Genomic DNA, 17,025 nt, shown 5'->3' with positions numbered 1-17,025 from the left:
AAACCCTTTTTTGTTGCAATTTTGTCGGGGTGAGAAGATTCGAACTTCCGACCACACGCCCCCCAGACGCGTACTCTAACCTGGCTGAGCTACACCCCGATTTTGGAAATGCGTTGCAAAGGTAGGTGTAATTTTTGACACTTGCAAGCATATCGGTAAAAATACGACATATTTTACAAATATTAACAAAATGGGGCGGTGTTTTCCGGTAATCGTTCAGTTGTCACGCGCCTATTTTCGGGAGAGTGGACAAAGGAGAAAACGACAGTCTTAATTATTTGTATATGACGCAAAAAATTAGTAATTTTGTTTGCCCTAAAAGGCGGTGTCAGCAAGCGGTCGAGGCAAATAGCACCTGTGGCTGAGTGCTGAGAAACAAGAAGAAAGAAAAAGTACAATTTATAATTATGTCAGAACAGAAAGAAGAATACAGCGCCAGTAATATTCAGGTCCTTGAGGGACTTGAGGCTGTGCGCAAGCGTCCTGCGATGTATATAGGCGACATCAGTGTGAAGGGTCTGCATCATCTTGTATATGAGGTGGTGGACAATTCTATAGACGAGGCGCTTGCCGGATATGCTACCGATATAGATGTCACCATCAATGAAGACAATTCGATTACGGTCGTGGACAACGGTCGCGGTATTCCGGTAGACATGCATGAAAAGGAGCACAAGAGCGCTCTTGAGGTCGTGCTTACCGTGCTTCATGCCGGAGGTAAATTTGACAAAGGCTCATATAAGGTGTCGGGCGGTCTTCATGGTGTCGGTGTAAGCTGTGTGAACGCGTTGTCGACATATCTCCGCGCCGAAGTACACCGTAACGGCAAAGCTTACATGCAGGAATACTCTTGCGGAAAGCCTACAACGGAGCTACAGGTGATAGGCGAAAGCTCACATTCGGGCACAAGCATCACATTCAAGCCTGATGACACTATATTTACTGTCACCGTATATGACTATAACACGCTTGCCAACCGACTCCGTGACCTCGCCTTCCTTAACGCCGGAATCACCCTGCGTCTTACCGACAAGAGGGTAAAGGACGAGGCAGGCGAGTATAAGAGCGAGACTTTTTACAGCGAGACCGGACTTGAGGATTTTGTCCAGTATATCGATTCAAGCAAGGAGTCGCTGATCAACGACGTGATACATCTCACCACCGAGCGTCAGGGAATTCCCGTCGAGGTCGCTCTGACCTATAACACGACTTATAACGAAAACGTATATTCGTTTGTAAACAATATCAACACCATAGAGGGTGGTACTCATCTTACCGGCTTCCGTCGCGGACTCACCTCGACGCTGAAAAAATATGCCGAGGACAGCAAGATGCTTGACAAGCTCAAGGGCGTGGAAATCGCAAGCGATGACTTCCGCGAGGGTCTTACCGCCGTTGTGTCGGTGAAGGTTATGGAGCCGCAGTTTGAGGGTCAGACAAAGACCAAGCTGGGCAACAGCGAGGTGATCGGAGCCGTGCAGACTGCCGTCAGCGACGCCCTGCGCACTTATCTTGAAGAGCATCCGCGTCAGGCAAAGCTGATTGTCGACAAGGTGATACTTGCCGCCACAGCGCGTCATGCCGCTTATAATGCCCGTAAAAACGTGCAGCGTAAATCCCCGCTCAGCGGCGGCGGACTTCCCGGAAAGCTTGCCGACTGCTCGTCGCGCACTGCCGAGGACTGCGAGCTGTTTATCGTCGAGGGAGACTCTGCAGGCGGAACCGCAAAGCAGGGTCGTGACCGTACTTATCAGGCTATATTGCCTCTCCGCGGTAAGATATTGAACGTGGAGAAGGCTATGGACCACAAGATTTTTGACAATCAGGAAATCACCAGCCTTTTCCGTGCGATGCGCGTGACTATCGGAACAGAGGAAGACTCCAAGGCGGTAAACCTTGACAAACTTGCTTATCACAAGATTATCATCATGACCGATGCCGATGTCGACGGTAGCCACATCGCCACGCTGCTGATGACATTCTTCTTCCGCCGCATGCGTCCGATTATAGAAAACGGTTATTTGTATCTTGCCACTCCGCCGTTGTATAAGTGTACGAGAGGCAAAAATGAAGAATATTGCTGGACCGACGGTCAGGTGCAGGCATTTATCGAGAAATATGGCGACAAGACGAAGGTGATGCGTTACAAGGGTCTTGGAGAGATGAGCGCACAGGAGCTCAGGGACACTACAATGTCGCGTGAACACCGCCTTTTGAAGCAGGTGAATATCAATGATGCGGCTGAGGCCGACCGTATATTCTCGATGCTCATGGGTGAGGATGTCGCCCCGCGCCGTGATTTTATTGAAGAGAATGCAAATTATGCCAACATTGACGCGTGATTGCGCGTTAATGTTGCATAAAGAATTAGAAACGTATAACCAAAATATCAGTATATGGCAGCTCCGTCAAAGAAAGGCAAACGCCAAGTCAAGAAAGAGTTGTTTCCGGCTATAGATGAGTATATACTCAGCCAGGGAAACAAGACATTTAATTATAAGCAGGTTGCCCACGGTGTAGGCGTAGACGACCCGCAGGCGTTGAAGGCTGTCGCCATGCGTCTTGCGGAGCTGGAGTATGACGGCGAGATTATAGAGGTCTCGCCCGGCAAGTATAAGTCTCCGAGCCGAGGCTCGGTGGCTACGGGAGTGTTCACCCGTCGTAGCAACGGTAAGAACAGTGTTATCCTTGACGGTGACGATGAGTCCATTTTTGTTGCGGAACGCAACTCGATGCACGCGCTTAACGGCGACAAGGTAAAGGTGCTTGTCGCCGCGCGCCGCAAGGGTGTCGAGCCTGAATGTAAGGTGCTTGAAATTCTTGAACCCAACGATCAGGTGTTTATAGGCACTCTTACTGTCGACAAGCATTTTGCAACGTTGTCGACCGATTCCAAATTTCTTGCCACCGACATATTCATTCCTAAAAACAAGCTCCACGGAGGTAAAACGGGCGACAAGGCGATTGTCAGCATCACCGACTGGCCCGAGGATGCAAAAAATCCTACAGGAGAAGTCGTTGACGTGCTTGGAAAGAATGGCGAAAACAATGCAGAGATGCATGCCATACTTGCCGAGTTCGGATTGCCCTACCGCTATCCGGCTTCGGTGGAGGCGGCGGCAGATAAGATTGGTGCCGGTATAACACCCGAGGAGGTGGCTAAGCGCGTCGACATGCGCGATGTCACCACTTTTACCATTGACCCGCGTGACGCCAAGGACTTTGACGACGCGCTGTCGCTCCGCAAGTTGCCTAACGGCAACTGGGAGGCGGGCGTGCATATCGCTGACGTGACCCACTACGTGCGCCCTGACACTATAATAGACAAGGAGGCGCAGCGCCGCGCCACTTCTGTCTATCTTGTGGACAGGGTGGTTCCGATGCTTCCAGAGCATCTGAGCAACGGTATATGCTCGCTTCGTCCCGACGAGGAAAAGCTTACATTTTCCTGCGTCTTTGAAATGGATGACGAGGCGCATGTGATAAAGTCGCAGATATGCCGGACGGTGACTAAATCTGACCGCCGGTTTACCTATGAGGAGGCGCAGGAGGTCATTGAGACCGGAAAGGGCGACTATGCCGATGAAATCCTGACGCTCGACCGTCTGGCAAAGATACTCCGCAAGCGCCGTTATGAAAACGGTTCTGTGGACTTTGACAGGGAAGAGGTGAGATTTGAAATCGACGAGACCGGACATCCCGTTAAGGTTTACTTCAAGGAGTCTAAGGATTCCAATAAGCTTATAGAGGAGTTCATGCTCCTTGCCAACCGTACTGTCGCCGCGACGATAGGGGTGCCTGTCGGGAAGAAGAAGCCGAAGGCGTTTGTATATCGTATACACGACCAGCCTGATGTCACCAAGCTTGCCGACCTCGCGTCAATAGCCCGTACTTTCGGTTATAAAATAAAAACCTCGGGCTCGGCGGCGGAGATTAACCGCTCCATTAACAAGATGCTTGCCGATGTCAAAGGAAAGGGAGAAGAGAATCTCCTGTCGGTGCTTGCTATACGCTCGATGGCTAAGGCGATTTATTCGACTGACAACATCGGTCATTATGGGCTTGGATTCCAGTATTACACTCATTTCACGTCGCCGATACGACGTTTTCCTGACATGATGGTCCACAGGCTACTTGAGCGTTATCTTGCAGGAGGCAGGAGTGTCAATGTCGAGAAGCTTGAAGAGCAGTGTAAACATTCAAGCAGCATGGAGCAGCTCGCGGCAAACGCCGAGCGCGCATCGATAAAGTACAAGCAGTGTGAGTATCTTGCCGACAGGCTTGGAGAGATGTATGACGGCGTTATCTCCGGTGTTACGGAGTGGGGGCTCTATGTCGAGCTTGATGAGAACAAGTGTGAAGGGCTTGTGCCGGTCCGTGACCTTGCCGATGATTATTATGACTTCGACGAGCGCAACTACTGCCTTGTCGGCAGGCGAAACAAGACACGCTATACGCTCGGTGACCGCGTTAGGGTTCAGGTAGCGCGTGCCAACGTTGAGCGTAAGATGGTCGACTTTGCACTTATTGACGACAAGGGGCGCCCTAAGGAAGATGTCGCCGGCAATGATGTCTCGGTGAAAGAGGCGTTGTCAACTTCAGGCAAGAAGGGCAAAAAGCCTGCGCGTCAACGCAGGTCGCCGCGTCCGCCGCGTCGTGGCAGACGTTGACAGCTAAGATATTTAAAGTGGTCAGCCCCTGACGGCAAGTTGCTGTCAGGGGCTAATTGTCTTTTTTTACGGTATGTAGGTTTAACGGAGAAAAACAGTGAAGGCGGTCGATTTATTTTTGACCGCCTTCGCTGACTCGTTTATAGGGTATTTCAATTAAGAATCACAAATCAGTTTTAGCGATAGTCCTTTAGTGTTTCCTGGAGGCGCTGGCGGGCGAAGAATATTCGGCTCTTCACTGTGCCGAGCGGCAGGTTCATGTGTTCCGCGATTTCGTTGTATTTGTAACCGGCAACATGCATTGAGAACGGTATGCGATACTCGTCGCTGAATGAGTTGATTGCTGCTGTTATGTCTTTAGCGGCGATTGAGCCTTCGGGAGTCTCGAATCCTGAATCCTGCGGTAGGTTGAGGTGGTAGAGATCTTCTGTCTGGTCAACAACTGTTGCTGCACGGGAAATCTTGCGGTAATTGTTTATGAATATATTGCGCATTATGGTAAATACCCATCCCTTGAAGTTAGTATTGTCGACATATTTGTCTTGATTATCGAGTGCTTTAAGCGTGGTGTCCTGCAAAAGGTCGTAGGCGTCATCACGGTTTGAGGTGAGCATGTAGGCAAAGTTAAGCAGGTTGCTTTGCAGTCCGATAAGCTTTGTCTGGAAGTTTGAAGAAGTACCCATAATCGATAAATGTTTTTTGTTGGTTTTATTATGTTTTTTTGGTTGTTGCAATCATTTTGCGATTGTGTTACAAAACGATTACGATGCAAATGTACGCATTAATTTTATAATACAAATAAAAATTTAGATAATTTTTTATTTTTAACATTTGTAAATATGTAAACATTTGATAATCAACATTTAGATTTTTTAAACTTTGATTACATTCTTGTTACATATAAATGCGAATCGTGTGACATTGGCTTTTCTTCTAACAGAATGGGTGTTGGGAAGTTGTAACATGGAGTGTTTTTATGAGTGAACCTGACATGCTTGGGGTGGTCGTAAACTGAATTGCCGGCTAATGTGTTAAGTAGCTATATCGTTTAACTGAAAAAATACAGGTTATATGCACATGGCTGATGCTCTTGTCTCGCCCGGAGTGGCGGGAGTCGCCGCCGCGGTGTCAGTGACGCTGCTCGTGGTTTCTGCTCGGAAAGTAAAAAAGTCCGCTAATGAAAATCTTGTGCCTCTGATGGGTGTGATGGGCGCTTTTGTCTTTGCCGCCCAGATGATAAACTTTACGATACCCGGCACTGGCTCGAGCGGACATATCGTGGGGGGTATTCTGCTTGGTGCTCTTCTCGGTCCGTGGGCGGCGTTTCTTACGCTTGCGTCGGTGCTGGTGGTGCAATGCCTGATATTTGCCGACGGCGGGTTGATGGCGCTCGGGTGTAATCTTCTCAACATGGGAGTCTGCTCGACGCTGATTGCCTATCCGCTTGTCTATCGTCCGATAGCCGGTGGCGGACAGAAGGCGTGGCGGATAGTTGCCGGTGCGATAGCTGCGTCTATAGTAGGGCTTGAGCTTGGGGCTCTCCTGGTGACGGCTGAAACAGAACTGTCGGGTGTGACGGCGCTTCCCGCCAAGGAATTCCTGGGCTTGATGACATCAATACATTTCTTTATAGGAATAGGGGAGGGCATTGCCACGGCTGCCGTGCTTTATTTTGTCAGGCTCTATCAGCCCGCATTGCTCTCGGGATACAGGATTGAGAAAGGGCTTGGCGCGGGTAATTATAAGAAGGCGGCTCTGGTGTTTCTCGGCATTGCTGTGGTGCTCGGAGTAGCTTTTGCCTGGATTGCCTCCTCCTATCCTGACGGGCTCGAATGGTCTATTTCCAAAATTACCGGAGCTACCGACCTTCCGGCGACCGGGGCTGCTGTAGCCCATACGATTGCTTCCGTCCAGAAGTCAACTTCGCTCCTTCCTGACTATGAAAGCACATGGTCGGGTATAATCGGGTGTGCGATTGTCGTGGCGCTCGTGTGGGTGGTGTGCGCGTTGTTTACTAAAAAACATGCAGCATAACTTCTGTATATAATAGTATATAATTAGGTATTGCCATGACGGCTCTGGAGAAGGCATTGACTGAGTTCAAGGAGGTTGAACATGCTGCACAGGGGAAAAGCCTGTTGCACTCGGTTGACGCTCGGGCAAAGACCGTCGTCGTGTTCCTTTACATTATTGCCGTACTGTCGGTCGGGCTTGACGCTCTTCAGGGGATATTGCTCTTCTGGGTGTTTCCTATCGTGGGCTGTGCGATGGGAGGCATAAGCTATGGCGAGGTTCTGAAGAAGTCGCTTTACACGCTGCCGTTTATAGCGTTTATCGGGGTATTCAACCCTCTCTTTCAGCGAGAGCCGGAGCTGTATGTAGGCAGCGTGGCTATATCCAGGGGGTGGGTTGAATTTGTGTCGATACTGGTGAGGGGGCTGCTTTCGGTTCAGATGGTGCTCGTGCTTATAATGACAACCGGGTTTTACCGTGTGTGCCGGGGGCTTGGTAAGATGAAAATGCCGGCGGTCTTTACTACGCAGCTGCTCCTTGTATATAGATATATATATGTGCTTGTCGAGGAGGCGATTGACATGGATCGCGCGCGTAAGTCGCGCAGTTATGGCAGGAAAGGGTATTCTCTAAAGATGTGGGGGACTTTTGTGGGGCAGCTGCTGATAAGGACCGTGAACAGGGCGCAGCGCATACATCTCGCCATGTTGTCGCGCGGATTCAGCGGAGGGCTGCCGTCGATGGGGAGCATGCGCTGGCGCCTCTCCGATACTGTGTTTGTGGCGGCGGGAGTGCTGCTCTTTGCCGCGTGCCGGCTGCTCGATGTAAACCTGATATTTAACCATATGCGGATATGAGCCATCACTATGTGAAATTTGACCATGTGTCGTATGATTATCCTAACGGATTCAAGGCGCTTGATGATGTGTCGTTTCTCATCACTCATGGGGAGAAGGTGGGACTTGTCGGTGCGAACGGCGCCGGAAAGTCGACGGTGATATTGCATGCCAACGGGCTGCTTATGCCGCAAAAAGGCGGTGTGGTGATAGGCGATGTCCCGATTACTAAAGAGACGCTGCCGATAATAAGGCGCACGGTGGGGCTTGTGTTTCAAAATCCGGATGACCAGCTTTTTATGCCTACTGTAGAGGAAGATGTGGCATTCGGCCCGCTCAATATGAAGCTTCCTGAGGAAGAGGTGAGGCGTCGTGTCGGGGAGGCTTTGAAGGCGGTAGGCGCATATGATCTCAGGTCGCGCCCTACGTATGAGCTGTCGGGCGGTCAGAAACGCAGTGTGGCTATAGCGGGAGTGCTCGCGATGGAGCCTGACGTACTTGTGCTTGACGAGCCGTCAAGCAATCTCGACCCCCATGCACGCCGGCTGATGATTGACCGTGTCGCAGGATTCAGGCACACATGCATTATTGCCACGCATGATATGGAGATGGTCAAGGAGCTGTGTCCGCGCACAATCGTGATGTCGCGCGGGCGCGTGGTCGCCGACGGCAGGACTGATGAGATTTTTGCTGACAGGAATTTGCTTGAGCGGGGCGGTCTGGTTTAGGTGGACGTTCTGTCATTGTTTTTTTCGTGTGTAAGGTGTGTCCGAGAAGTTGTAGAGGGGGGAGCGGATGCAGTTAAAATATATTAAAGCTTTTGAAATCTGTTAAAAAGGCAGAAAAGGTGTGGCGAAATCATGGCGAGATATAAATATCATGAAAAAGCGTGAATTTGACACTGAAATATTTGGAAAATAGCAATTTAGTGAGTAACTTTGCGGAGATTTTGAGCGTGTAGCGCAAGTTGTCCTGTCTATGGATTTGAAATTCAAGATGATAGGTGGCTTGTGTCGTTATGCTGAGGATAAACGAATAGAAACAACGATAATAAACATTTAAGTAAAAACAACAACTAAGATGCCTACAATTCAGCAATTAGTAAGAAAAGGACGTGTAGCTCTTGAGGATAAGAGTAAGTCGCCTGCGCTTGACAGCTGTCCGCAGCGTCGTGGCGTGTGTGTGAGGGTTTACACCACTACCCCCAAGAAGCCTAACTCTGCAATGCGTAAAGTCGCTCGTGTTCGTCTCACCAACGGAAAAGAGGTTAACTCTTACATCCCCGGCGAAGGTCACAACCTTCAGGAGCACTCAATCGTGCTTGTTCGCGGTGGTCGTGTTAAGGACCTCCCCGGTGTACGCTACCACATCGTACGCGGTACACTTGATACCAGTGGCGTGAAGGACCGCACACAGCGTCGTTCCAAGTATGGAGCTAAGCGTCCGAAACCGGGAGCAGCCCCCGCAGCAAAGGGTAAGAAGTAATAAACCCCCGCTCAAAGAGCAGCAGAGATAAAACAAAACCCAGTTAATTACAACTTCGTTTTTGATTTATTGGACAGCAATTTAGGTTGAGTAAACGAGGCAAGAGAGCCGAGTTGAAGAATAAAACGCAGCCAAGCAACCAAAAACACAACTTAATTAAACAATGAGAAAAGCAAAGCCTAAAAAACGGATTGTATTGCCCGATCCCGTTTTTCATGACGTAAGAGTGTCAAAGTTCGTGAACCACTTGATGTATGACGGAAAGAAGAACACTTCTTACACAATATTCTATACCGCACTTGAGACTGTGAAGTCAAAATTGCCTAACGAAGAGAAGACCGCCCTCGAAATCTGGAAGAAGGCACTTGAGAATGTGACTCCCCAGGTAGAGGTTAAATCACGTCGTGTGGGTGGTGCCACATTCCAGGTTCCTACTGAGATCCGCCCCGACCGCAAAGAGTCTATCTCGATGAAGAATCTTATCATCTATGCACGCAAGCGCGGTGGCAAGACCATGGCCGACAAGCTTGCAGCTGAAATTGTAGACGCATATAACGAGCAAGGCGGTGCGTTCAAGCGTAAGGAAGATATGCACAAGATGGCAGAGGCTAACCGCGCATTCGCCCATTTCCGTTTCTAAAAATATGATTCACTATTAATTATCATCCGATAATGGCAACTAAAGACGCAAACTTAAAATATACCCGTAACATCGGTATTATGGCGCACATTGATGCAGGTAAAACAACTACATCAGAGCGTATTCTTTTCTATACCGGTCTTACCCACAAAATCGGTGAAGTACACGACGGCGCCGCTACCATGGACTGGATGGAGCAGGAGCAGGAGCGTGGTATCACCATCACCTCTGCCGCTACCACCACTTTCTGGAAGTATGCCGGCGAGAAGTACAAAATCAACTTGATTGACACTCCGGGACACGTTGACTTTACCGTAGAGGTAGAGCGTTCACTCCGTGTGCTTGACGGCGCTGTGGCAACATTCTGCGCTGTAGGTGGTGTAGAGCCTCAGTCAGAGACTGTATGGCGTCAGGCTGACAAGTACAATGTACCCCGTATCGGTTATGTCAACAAGATGGACCGTTCAGGCGCAAACTTCTTCGAGGTAGTGCGTCAGCTCAAGGAGATTCTTGGCGCTAACCCTTGCCCCATCCAGATACCTATCGGTGCTGAGGAGACTTTCAAGGGAGTAGTTGACCTTGTAATCATGAAGGCTATCTACTGGCATGACGAGTCAATGGGTGCCGACTACACTGTAGAGGAAATCCCCGCAAGCCTTCTTGCTGAAGCAGAAGAGTGGCGCGACAAGATGCTTGAGAAAATCGCAGAATATGACGATGATCTCATGGCTAAATATTTTGACGATCCCAGCACAATCACCGAGGATGAGATCCGCAAGGCTCTCCGTTCGGCTACTCTCAGCATGAACGTCGTTCCGATGATCTGCGGTAGCTCGTTCAAGAACAAGGGTGTTCAGTGTCTTCTTGACAGCGTATGTGCTTATCTTCCCAGCCCGACTGATGCCGGTGCGGTAGAAGGACACGCTGTTGACAATCCTGATGAGATCCTTACCCGCGAGCCGTCAAGCGACGCACCCATGTGTGCTCTTGCGTTCAAGATTGCAACTGACCCCTATGTAGGACGTCTTTGCTTCTTCCGCGTTTACTCAGGTAACGTAGAGGCAGGTTCATATGTTCTCAACAGCCGTTCAGGCAAGAAGGAGCGTGTGTCACGTCTTTTCCAGATGCACTCTAACAAGCAGAACCCGAAAGAGGAAATCGAGTGTGGCGATATAGGTGCAGGTGTAGGTTTCAAGGATATCCGTACCGGTGACACCCTCTGTGCCGAAGATGCACCCATCGTGCTTGAGGCAATGGAATTCCCCGATCCCGTGATTGGTATCGCAGTTGAGCCTAAGACTCAGAAGGACCTTGACAAGCTTGGCGTAGGTCTTCAGAAACTTGCTGAAGAGGACCCCACCTTCCGTGTTGAGACTAACGAGGAGACCGGTCAGACTGTCATCTCAGGTATGGGTGAGCTTCACCTTGACATTATTATCGACCGTCTTCGTCGTGAGTTCAAAGTAGAGTGTAACCAGGGCCGTCCTCAGGTTACTTACAAGGAAGCAATCACCGAGCCCGTTGAACTCCGCGAGGTATTCAAGAAGCAGACCGGTGGTCGCGGTAAGTTTGCCGACATCATCGTACGCGTTGAACCCGTTGACGAAGGCTTCGAGGGCAACCTCCAGTTTGTTGACGAGGTTAAGGGCGGTAACATTCCTAAGGAATTCATCCCCTCTATCCAGAAGGGCTTCCAGACCGCGATGAAGAACGGTGTGCTTGCCGGCTATCCCGTAGAGCACCTCAAGGTTACCGTAATCGACGGTTCATTCCACCCGGTTGACTCCGACCAGCTTTCATTTGAGCTTTGTGCTATCCAGGCGTTCAAGAAGGCTTCAGAAAAGGCACATCCCGTGCTTCTCGAGCCTATCATGAAGATTGAGGTCGTTACTCCCGAGGAGAGCATGGGTGACGTGATCGGTGACTTGAACAAGCGTCGCGGTCAGGTAGAAGGCATGGAAACAAGCCGCAGCGGTGCACGTGTAGTAAAGGCTAAGGCTCCTCTTGCAGAGATGTTCGGTTATGTAACCGCTCTCCGTACGATTACTTCAGGACGTGCAACCAGCACAATGACCTTCTCTCACTATGCAGAGGTGAGCAGCTCAATCGCAAAGAATGTGCTTACCGAGTGTCAGGGTCGCGTTGACTTATTGAAATAACAGTTTATCAAAAAGAATATGAGCCAAAAAATCAGAATCAAGTTAAAATCTTACGATCACAACCTGCTCGACAAGTCGGCAGAGAAGATTGTAAAGACTGTAAAGGCTACCGGTGCGGTGATAAGCGGACCTATACCTCTGCCCACCCACAAGCGTATTTTCACAGTTAACCGCTCGACTTTTGTCAACAAGAAGTCACGCGAGCAGTTCCAGCTGTCATCATTCAAGCGCCTTATCGACATTTACAACTCAAGCGCCAAGACCGTTGACGCTCTCATGAAGCTTGAGCTTCCGAGCGGAGTACAGGTAGAGGTGAAAGTGTAAGATTTTAGAAAGAAAGTAAATCAACATTATTAAACAATCAAGAGAAATGCCAGGATTATTAGGAAAGAAAATCGGAATGACATCCGTATTCAGTGCCGACGGTAAGAATGTACCGTGCACTGTTATCGAAGTAGGTCCTTGTGTAGTTACTCAGGTGAAGACCGTTGAGACTGACGGTTACGATGCACTCCAGCTTGGATTTGAAGACAAGAAGGAGAAGCACACGACCCGTCCCGAACAGGGTCACTTCAAGAAAGCCGGAGTTACTCCCAAGAGACACTTGGCCGAGTTCAAAGGATTTGACGGAGAGTACAAGCTTGGTGACACCATCAATGTAGACTTCTTCACTGAAAGTGATTTCGTCGACATCGTGGGCACATCAAAGGGTAAAGGATTCCAGGGCGTTGTAAAGCGTCACGGATTCGGTGGAGTAGGTCAGGCTACCCACGGTCAGCACAACCGTCTCCGCAAGCCCGGTTCAATCGGTGCTTGTTCTTACCCCGCTAAGGTGTTCAAGGGTATGCGCATGGCAGGTCAAATGGGTAACGAGCGCGTTACCGTGCAGAATCTTCAGGTGCTGAAGGTGATCGCTGACCACAACCTATTGCTGATAAAAGGCTCTGTTCCCGGAGCTAAAGGTTCAATCGTATTAATTGAGAAATAATGGAACTCGCAATATACAACATCAAAGGAGAAGACACCGGTCGTAAGGCACAGCTTAACGACGCAGTGTTTGCCATCGAAGCTAACGAGCAGGCCGTTTATCTCGACGTGAAGCAATACCTCGCTAACCAGCGTCAGGGTACTCATAAGTCAAAGGAAAGAAGTGAAGTGTCGGGTTCAACCCGCAAGTTGCACAAGCAGAAGGGTGGCGGCGGTAGCCGTATCGGTGATATCAACTCACCCGTGCTTGTCGGTGGAGGTCGTGTATTCGGTCCCCGTCCCCGCGACTATCGCTTCAAGCTTAACAAGAAGCTAAAAGCTCTTGCACGTCGCTCTGCATTGACTTATAAGGCTCAGGACAATCAGATTATCGTCGTGGAAGACTTCAACTTCGAGGCTCCGAAAACTAAAGATTTCGTAAATTTTGCTAAAAATCTTAAAGTAGCTGAACAAAAGGTGCTTTTGGTTTTAAAAGACCAAAATAAAAACGTATATTTGTCGGCTCGAAACGTGCCCGGAGCTCAGGTAATAAGTGCTTGCGATGTAAACACTTATACTTTGCTCAACAATAAAGCTATCATCTTGACCGAGGGTAGCCTTGATGTAATTAACAATATTTAAAAACGTAGGAGGAAATTTTTACGACAATGGAATTTGAAATAACACCTATCGTCACTGAAAAAGCGACCATGCTTACAGAAAAGCTGAATCGCTACACCTTCCGTGTTTCCCCCGAAGCTAACAAGTATCAGATTCAGGATCTTGTTGAGAAGCTTTACGGCGTTCATGTTGTTAAGGTGAACACTATGATCGTTCGTGGCAAGAACAAGTCACGTTACACCCGTAGCGGCATCATCAAAGGCGGCACATCGGACTATAAGAAAGCCATCATCACTGTAGCTGATGGCGAAACCATTGACTTCTATAGCAATATATAATAAGAAATGGCAGTAAGAAAATTCAAGCCCACAACACCGGGGCAAAGACACAAAGTTATTGGTGTGTTCAAGCGCACTGAATTGGTAGGCTTCGACAAGGAGACCAAGAAGCCAATCGTACGCACCACTACTGCAAACGCACCAGAGAAATCTCTTGTGGTCGGTAAGAAATCTACCGGTGGCCGCAACGCAGAAGGACATCTGACCAACCGTTACATGGGTGGCGGTCACAAGCGTGCCTACCGTTTGATCGACTTCAAGAGAAATAAAGACGGTGTTCCCGCTGTAGTAAAGGCTATCGAGTATGATCCCAACCGTTCAGCCCGTGTAGCGCTTCTTTACTATGCAGACGGAGAAAAAGCTTACATAATTGCACCCAACGGCCTTGAGGTCGGAACGACTGTAGTCAGCGGTGCCGATGCAGCTCCCGAGGTAGGAAACGCCCTTCCCCTGAGCTCAATCCCTGTCGGTACTGTGATTCACAACATCGAGCTGCGTCCCGGACAAGGTGCTTTCATGGCACGCTCAGCCGGCACATTCGCACAGCTTGTGTCACGTGAAGGCGATTACGCAATTATCAAATTACCTTCGGGCGAAACACGCAAAGTGTTGTCAGCATGCAAGGCGACTGTAGGAGTTGTCGGCAACAGCGAGCATTCACTTGAGCGTTCAGGAAAAGCCGGACGTTCTCGCTGGCTTGGCCGTCGTCCCCGCAACCGCGGTGTTGTAATGAACCCTGTTGATCACCCGATGGGTGGTGGTGAAGGACGTGCCTCAGGAGGACATCCTCGTTCACGCAAGGGTCTTTACTCAAAGGGTCTTAAGACACGTGCACCGAAGAAGCATTCTTCAAAGTACATTATTGAAAGAAGAAAGAAGTAATCTGATTAATTAAGTAATTATGAGTCGTTCATTAAAAAAAGGCCCATATATCAGCGTAAAGCTGGAGAAGAAGGTGGCTGCTATGGAAGAAAGCGGCAAGAAGTCGGTCATCAAGACCTGGAGCCGTGCTTCCATGATATCTCCCGATTTCGTCGGCCACACTTTTGCAGTGCACAATGGTAATAAGTTTATTCCCGTATATGTTACAGAAAATATGGTAGGACACAAGCTCGGCGAGTTTGCACCGACCCGTAATTTCCGTGGACACGGCGGTAATAAGAAAAAATAATAAGGGCCATTGATATAAAAATTTTTGACAAGAAAAGAAATTAAATACAATGGGTGTAAGAAAAAGACAATCAGCCGAATTGAAGAAGGATGCCCGTAAGTCACAGGCATTTGCCAAGCTTCTCGATGTGCCCTCGTCGCCTCGCAAGATGCGCCTTGTGGTCGATATGATTCGTGGCAAGGAAGTGTTCCGTGCGCTTGGTATCCTCAAATTCTCTAATAAAGAAGCAGCTGCACGCCTGGAGAAGTGTCTCCGTTCGGCAGTTGCAAACTGGGAAGCGAAAAATGACCGTAAGGCAGAGAGCGGCGAGCTCTATGTAAGCACAATCTTCGTAGGACCCGCTCCTATGTTGAAGCGACTTCGTCCCGCTCCCCAGGGCCGTGGCTACAGAATCCGTAAGCGTGCCAATCACGTGACATTGTATGTGGACACAATTGATAAAACTAAAACTACTAAAGAATAAGAGATGGGACAGAAAGTAAATCCAATAAGCAACCGCTTAGGCGTCATCCGTGGTTGGGACTCTAACTGGTATGGTGGCAAGAAGTACGGTGATAATTTGCTCGAGGATTCCAAGCTCCGCAAATATCTTGAAGTCCGTCTCGCCAAGTCAAGTGTTTCTCGCATCGTTATCGAGCGTACACTCAAGCTCATCACTATCACAATCTGCACTTCACGTCCCGGTCTTATCATCGGTAAGGGCGGCGCTGATGTAGACAAGCTGAAGAAGGAGCTTATGAAGATTACCGACAAGGATGTTCAGATCAACATCTTCGAGGTAAAGCGTCCCGAGCTTGACGCGCAGATTGTAGCTGCCAACATCGCCCGCCAGATTGAGGGCAAGATTGCTTACCGCCGTGCGGTGAAGATGGCAATCCAGGGTACAATGCGCAGTGGTGCGGAAGGTGTCAAGATTCAGATCAGCGGTCGTCTTAACGGCGCTGAAATGGCTCGCAGCGAAATGTTCAAGGAAGGACGTACTCCGCTCCACACACTTCGCGCCGACATCGACTACGCGCTTGTAGAGGCACACACCAAGGTAGGTGTGATTGGTGTTAAGGTTTGGATTTGCCGTGGTGAGGTATACGGAAAGCGCGAGCTTGCTCCCGTGTTCACCAACTCAGGCAAAGAAGGCCGTGGCGGCAATAACGGCGCTCCCCGTGGAAACCGTTTCCGCAAACCTAAAAACAATCGTTAACGAATTGAAACAAGACAACAATGTTACAACCAAAGAAAACCAGATTTCGCCGTCAACAGAAAGGCCGCATGAAGGGCAACGCGCAGCGTGGCAATCAGCTTGCCTTCGGTTCGTTTGGCATTAAGACTTTGGAATCAAAGTGGATCACCGGTCGTCAGATCGAGGCAGCCCGTATCGCTGTGACACGTTACATGCAGCGTCAGGGTCAGGTGTGGATCCGCATATTCCCAGATAAGCCTATTACCAAGAAGCCTGCCGAGGTGCGTATGGGTAAAGGTAAAGGTAACCCTGAAGGATTCGTGGCGCCCGTTACTCCGGGACGTATCCTCATCGAGCTTGAAGGCGTGCCCTTCGATGTAGCTAAGGAGGCACTTCGCCTTGCAGCACAGAAGCTCCCTGTGACCACCAAGTTTATCGTTCGCCGCGATTATGACCCAACTCAAAACGTGTAAAAGATTATGAAGAAAGAAGAAATTAAGGAACTCAGCACTCAGGACCTCAAGGATCGTCTTGAGCAGGCACAGAAAGATTATCTTCAGATGAAGATCAATCATGCCGTTTCTCCGGTCGATAATCCTGCAGCCATTACACGTGACCGTAAAATGATTGCACGCATGAAGACTGAGTTGCGTCAGCGTGAACTAAACAATAAATAATCCCAAGAAATGGAAGAAAAGAGAAATTTAAGAAAAGAGCGTATTGGGGTTGTATCGTCCAACAAGGGTGACAAGACCATCACCGTTATGGTGAAGTGGAAGGAAAAGCACCCCATCTACGGTAAATTTGTCAACAAGACAAAGAAATATCACGCTCACGACGAAAATAATGAGTGCAGCATCGGCGACACCGTTAGACTTATGGAGACCCGTCCTCTGAGCAAGACTAAGAGATGGAGATTAGTTGAAATAATCGAAAAAGTTAAGTAATT

20 protein-coding genes and 1 tRNA gene are annotated in these 17,025 nt (G+C 49.2%); 19 read left to right on the top strand and 2 right to left on the bottom strand.

Annotated features, from left to right (window positions below):
• Positions 1-24 precede the first annotated feature (24 nt).
• Positions 25-99: transfer RNA gene (locus E4T81_RS12825), tRNA-Pro, on the bottom strand.
• Between the two features lie 308 nt (positions 100-407).
• Between E4T81_RS12825 and gyrB the strand changes: the two genes are divergently transcribed.
• On the top strand, positions 408-2,342 hold the full coding sequence (gyrB, locus tag E4T81_RS12820) for a DNA topoisomerase (ATP-hydrolyzing) subunit B (protein WP_135045200.1): 1,935 nt from the start codon (positions 408-410) through the stop codon (positions 2,340-2,342).
• Positions 2,343-2,396: 54 nt separating this feature from the next.
• Positions 2,397-4,670, top strand: coding sequence for a ribonuclease R (gene rnr, locus E4T81_RS12815; RefSeq protein ID WP_135045198.1), 2,274 nt, complete (start codon positions 2,397-2,399; stop codon positions 4,668-4,670).
• A gap of 176 nt (positions 4,671-4,846) precedes the next feature.
• Here the strand turns inward: rnr and E4T81_RS12810 are convergent, their stop codons facing one another.
• A complete protein-coding gene (locus E4T81_RS12810; protein ID WP_135045196.1) occupies positions 4,847-5,353 on the bottom strand; it encodes an RNA polymerase sigma factor in 507 nt (168 codons plus the stop codon).
• Positions 5,354-5,747: 394 nt separating this feature from the next.
• Between E4T81_RS12810 and E4T81_RS12805 the strand changes: the two genes are divergently transcribed.
• From E4T81_RS12805 to rpsQ, 17 genes are all read left to right on the top strand, one after another.
• Entirely contained in the window at positions 5,748-6,704 is a 957-nt protein-coding gene (locus E4T81_RS12805; protein WP_209308196.1) for an energy-coupling factor ABC transporter permease, read from the top strand.
• A 35-nt stretch (positions 6,705-6,739) separates the two neighbouring features.
• Positions 6,740-7,540: a cobalt ECF transporter T component CbiQ gene (gene cbiQ / locus E4T81_RS12800; protein ID WP_135045192.1), complete on the top strand. Its 801-nt coding sequence runs from the start codon at positions 6,740-6,742 to the stop codon at positions 7,538-7,540.
• Positions 7,537-8,247 (top strand): energy-coupling factor ABC transporter ATP-binding protein, encoded by a 711-nt coding sequence (locus tag E4T81_RS12795; protein WP_135045190.1) that lies wholly within the window; start codon positions 7,537-7,539, stop codon positions 8,245-8,247. Before cbiQ ends, E4T81_RS12795 begins: the two co-directional genes overlap by 4 nt.
• Before the next feature lie 352 nt (positions 8,248-8,599).
• Entirely contained in the window at positions 8,600-9,004 is a 405-nt protein-coding gene (rpsL, locus tag E4T81_RS12790; protein ID WP_121699841.1) for a 30S ribosomal protein S12, read from the top strand.
• A gap of 163 nt (positions 9,005-9,167) precedes the next feature.
• Entirely contained in the window at positions 9,168-9,644 is a 477-nt protein-coding gene (gene rpsG / locus E4T81_RS12785; RefSeq protein WP_135045188.1) for a 30S ribosomal protein S7, read from the top strand.
• Positions 9,645-9,676: 32 nt separating this feature from the next.
• The gene (fusA, locus tag E4T81_RS12780; protein WP_135045186.1) at positions 9,677-11,803 is read left to right on the top strand and encodes an elongation factor G; all 2,127 of its coding nucleotides are present in this window, start codon (positions 9,677-9,679) and stop codon (positions 11,801-11,803) included.
• A gap of 18 nt (positions 11,804-11,821) precedes the next feature.
• Complete coding sequence (rpsJ, locus tag E4T81_RS12775; RefSeq protein ID WP_135045184.1) at positions 11,822-12,127, top strand: 30S ribosomal protein S10; 306 nt, start codon at positions 11,822-11,824, stop codon at positions 12,125-12,127.
• A 46-nt stretch (positions 12,128-12,173) separates the two neighbouring features.
• Positions 12,174-12,791, top strand: a complete 618-nt coding sequence (rplC, locus tag E4T81_RS12770) for a 50S ribosomal protein L3 (RefSeq protein ID WP_135045182.1) — start codon at positions 12,174-12,176, stop codon at positions 12,789-12,791.
• Positions 12,791-13,411, top strand: coding sequence for a 50S ribosomal protein L4 (gene rplD, locus E4T81_RS12765; RefSeq protein ID WP_135045180.1), 621 nt, complete (start codon positions 12,791-12,793; stop codon positions 13,409-13,411). The genes rplC and rplD overlap by 1 nt, the downstream gene beginning before the upstream one ends.
• Before the next feature lie 26 nt (positions 13,412-13,437).
• Complete coding sequence (rplW, locus tag E4T81_RS12760; RefSeq protein ID WP_135045178.1) at positions 13,438-13,728, top strand: 50S ribosomal protein L23; 291 nt, start codon at positions 13,438-13,440, stop codon at positions 13,726-13,728.
• 6 nt (positions 13,729-13,734) lie between these two features.
• On the top strand, positions 13,735-14,610 hold the full coding sequence (gene rplB / locus E4T81_RS12755; RefSeq protein WP_135045176.1) for a 50S ribosomal protein L2: 876 nt from the start codon (positions 13,735-13,737) through the stop codon (positions 14,608-14,610).
• 19 nt (positions 14,611-14,629) lie between these two features.
• Positions 14,630-14,899, top strand: coding sequence for a 30S ribosomal protein S19 (gene rpsS / locus E4T81_RS12750; protein ID WP_135045174.1), 270 nt, complete (start codon positions 14,630-14,632; stop codon positions 14,897-14,899).
• A gap of 49 nt (positions 14,900-14,948) precedes the next feature.
• A complete protein-coding gene (gene rplV, locus E4T81_RS12745) occupies positions 14,949-15,362 on the top strand; it encodes a 50S ribosomal protein L22 (RefSeq protein ID WP_135045173.1) in 414 nt (137 codons plus the stop codon).
• A 3-nt stretch (positions 15,363-15,365) separates the two neighbouring features.
• The gene (gene rpsC / locus E4T81_RS12740) at positions 15,366-16,097 is read left to right on the top strand and encodes a 30S ribosomal protein S3 (RefSeq protein ID WP_135045171.1); all 732 of its coding nucleotides are present in this window, start codon (positions 15,366-15,368) and stop codon (positions 16,095-16,097) included.
• Between the two features lie 20 nt (positions 16,098-16,117).
• Entirely contained in the window at positions 16,118-16,549 is a 432-nt protein-coding gene (rplP, locus tag E4T81_RS12735) for a 50S ribosomal protein L16 (protein ID WP_135045169.1), read from the top strand.
• Between the two features lie 6 nt (positions 16,550-16,555).
• Positions 16,556-16,753 (top strand): 50S ribosomal protein L29, encoded by a 198-nt coding sequence (rpmC, locus tag E4T81_RS12730; RefSeq protein WP_135045167.1) that lies wholly within the window; start codon positions 16,556-16,558, stop codon positions 16,751-16,753.
• A gap of 9 nt (positions 16,754-16,762) precedes the next feature.
• Positions 16,763-17,023 carry a 30S ribosomal protein S17 gene (gene rpsQ / locus E4T81_RS12725; RefSeq protein ID WP_135045165.1) on the top strand — a complete coding sequence of 87 codons (261 nt, stop codon included), beginning with the start codon at positions 16,763-16,765 and terminating at the stop codon, positions 17,021-17,023.
• Positions 17,024-17,025 lie beyond the last annotated feature (2 nt).

Origin of the sequence: Barnesiella sp. WM24, from assembly GCF_004570975.1 — a bacterium.
Taxonomy (GTDB): domain Bacteria; phylum Bacteroidota; class Bacteroidia; order Bacteroidales; family Muribaculaceae; genus Muribaculum.
The sequence above is the reverse complement of the archived record's forward strand: the minus strand, read 5'-3'. Positions and strand labels throughout refer to the sequence as shown.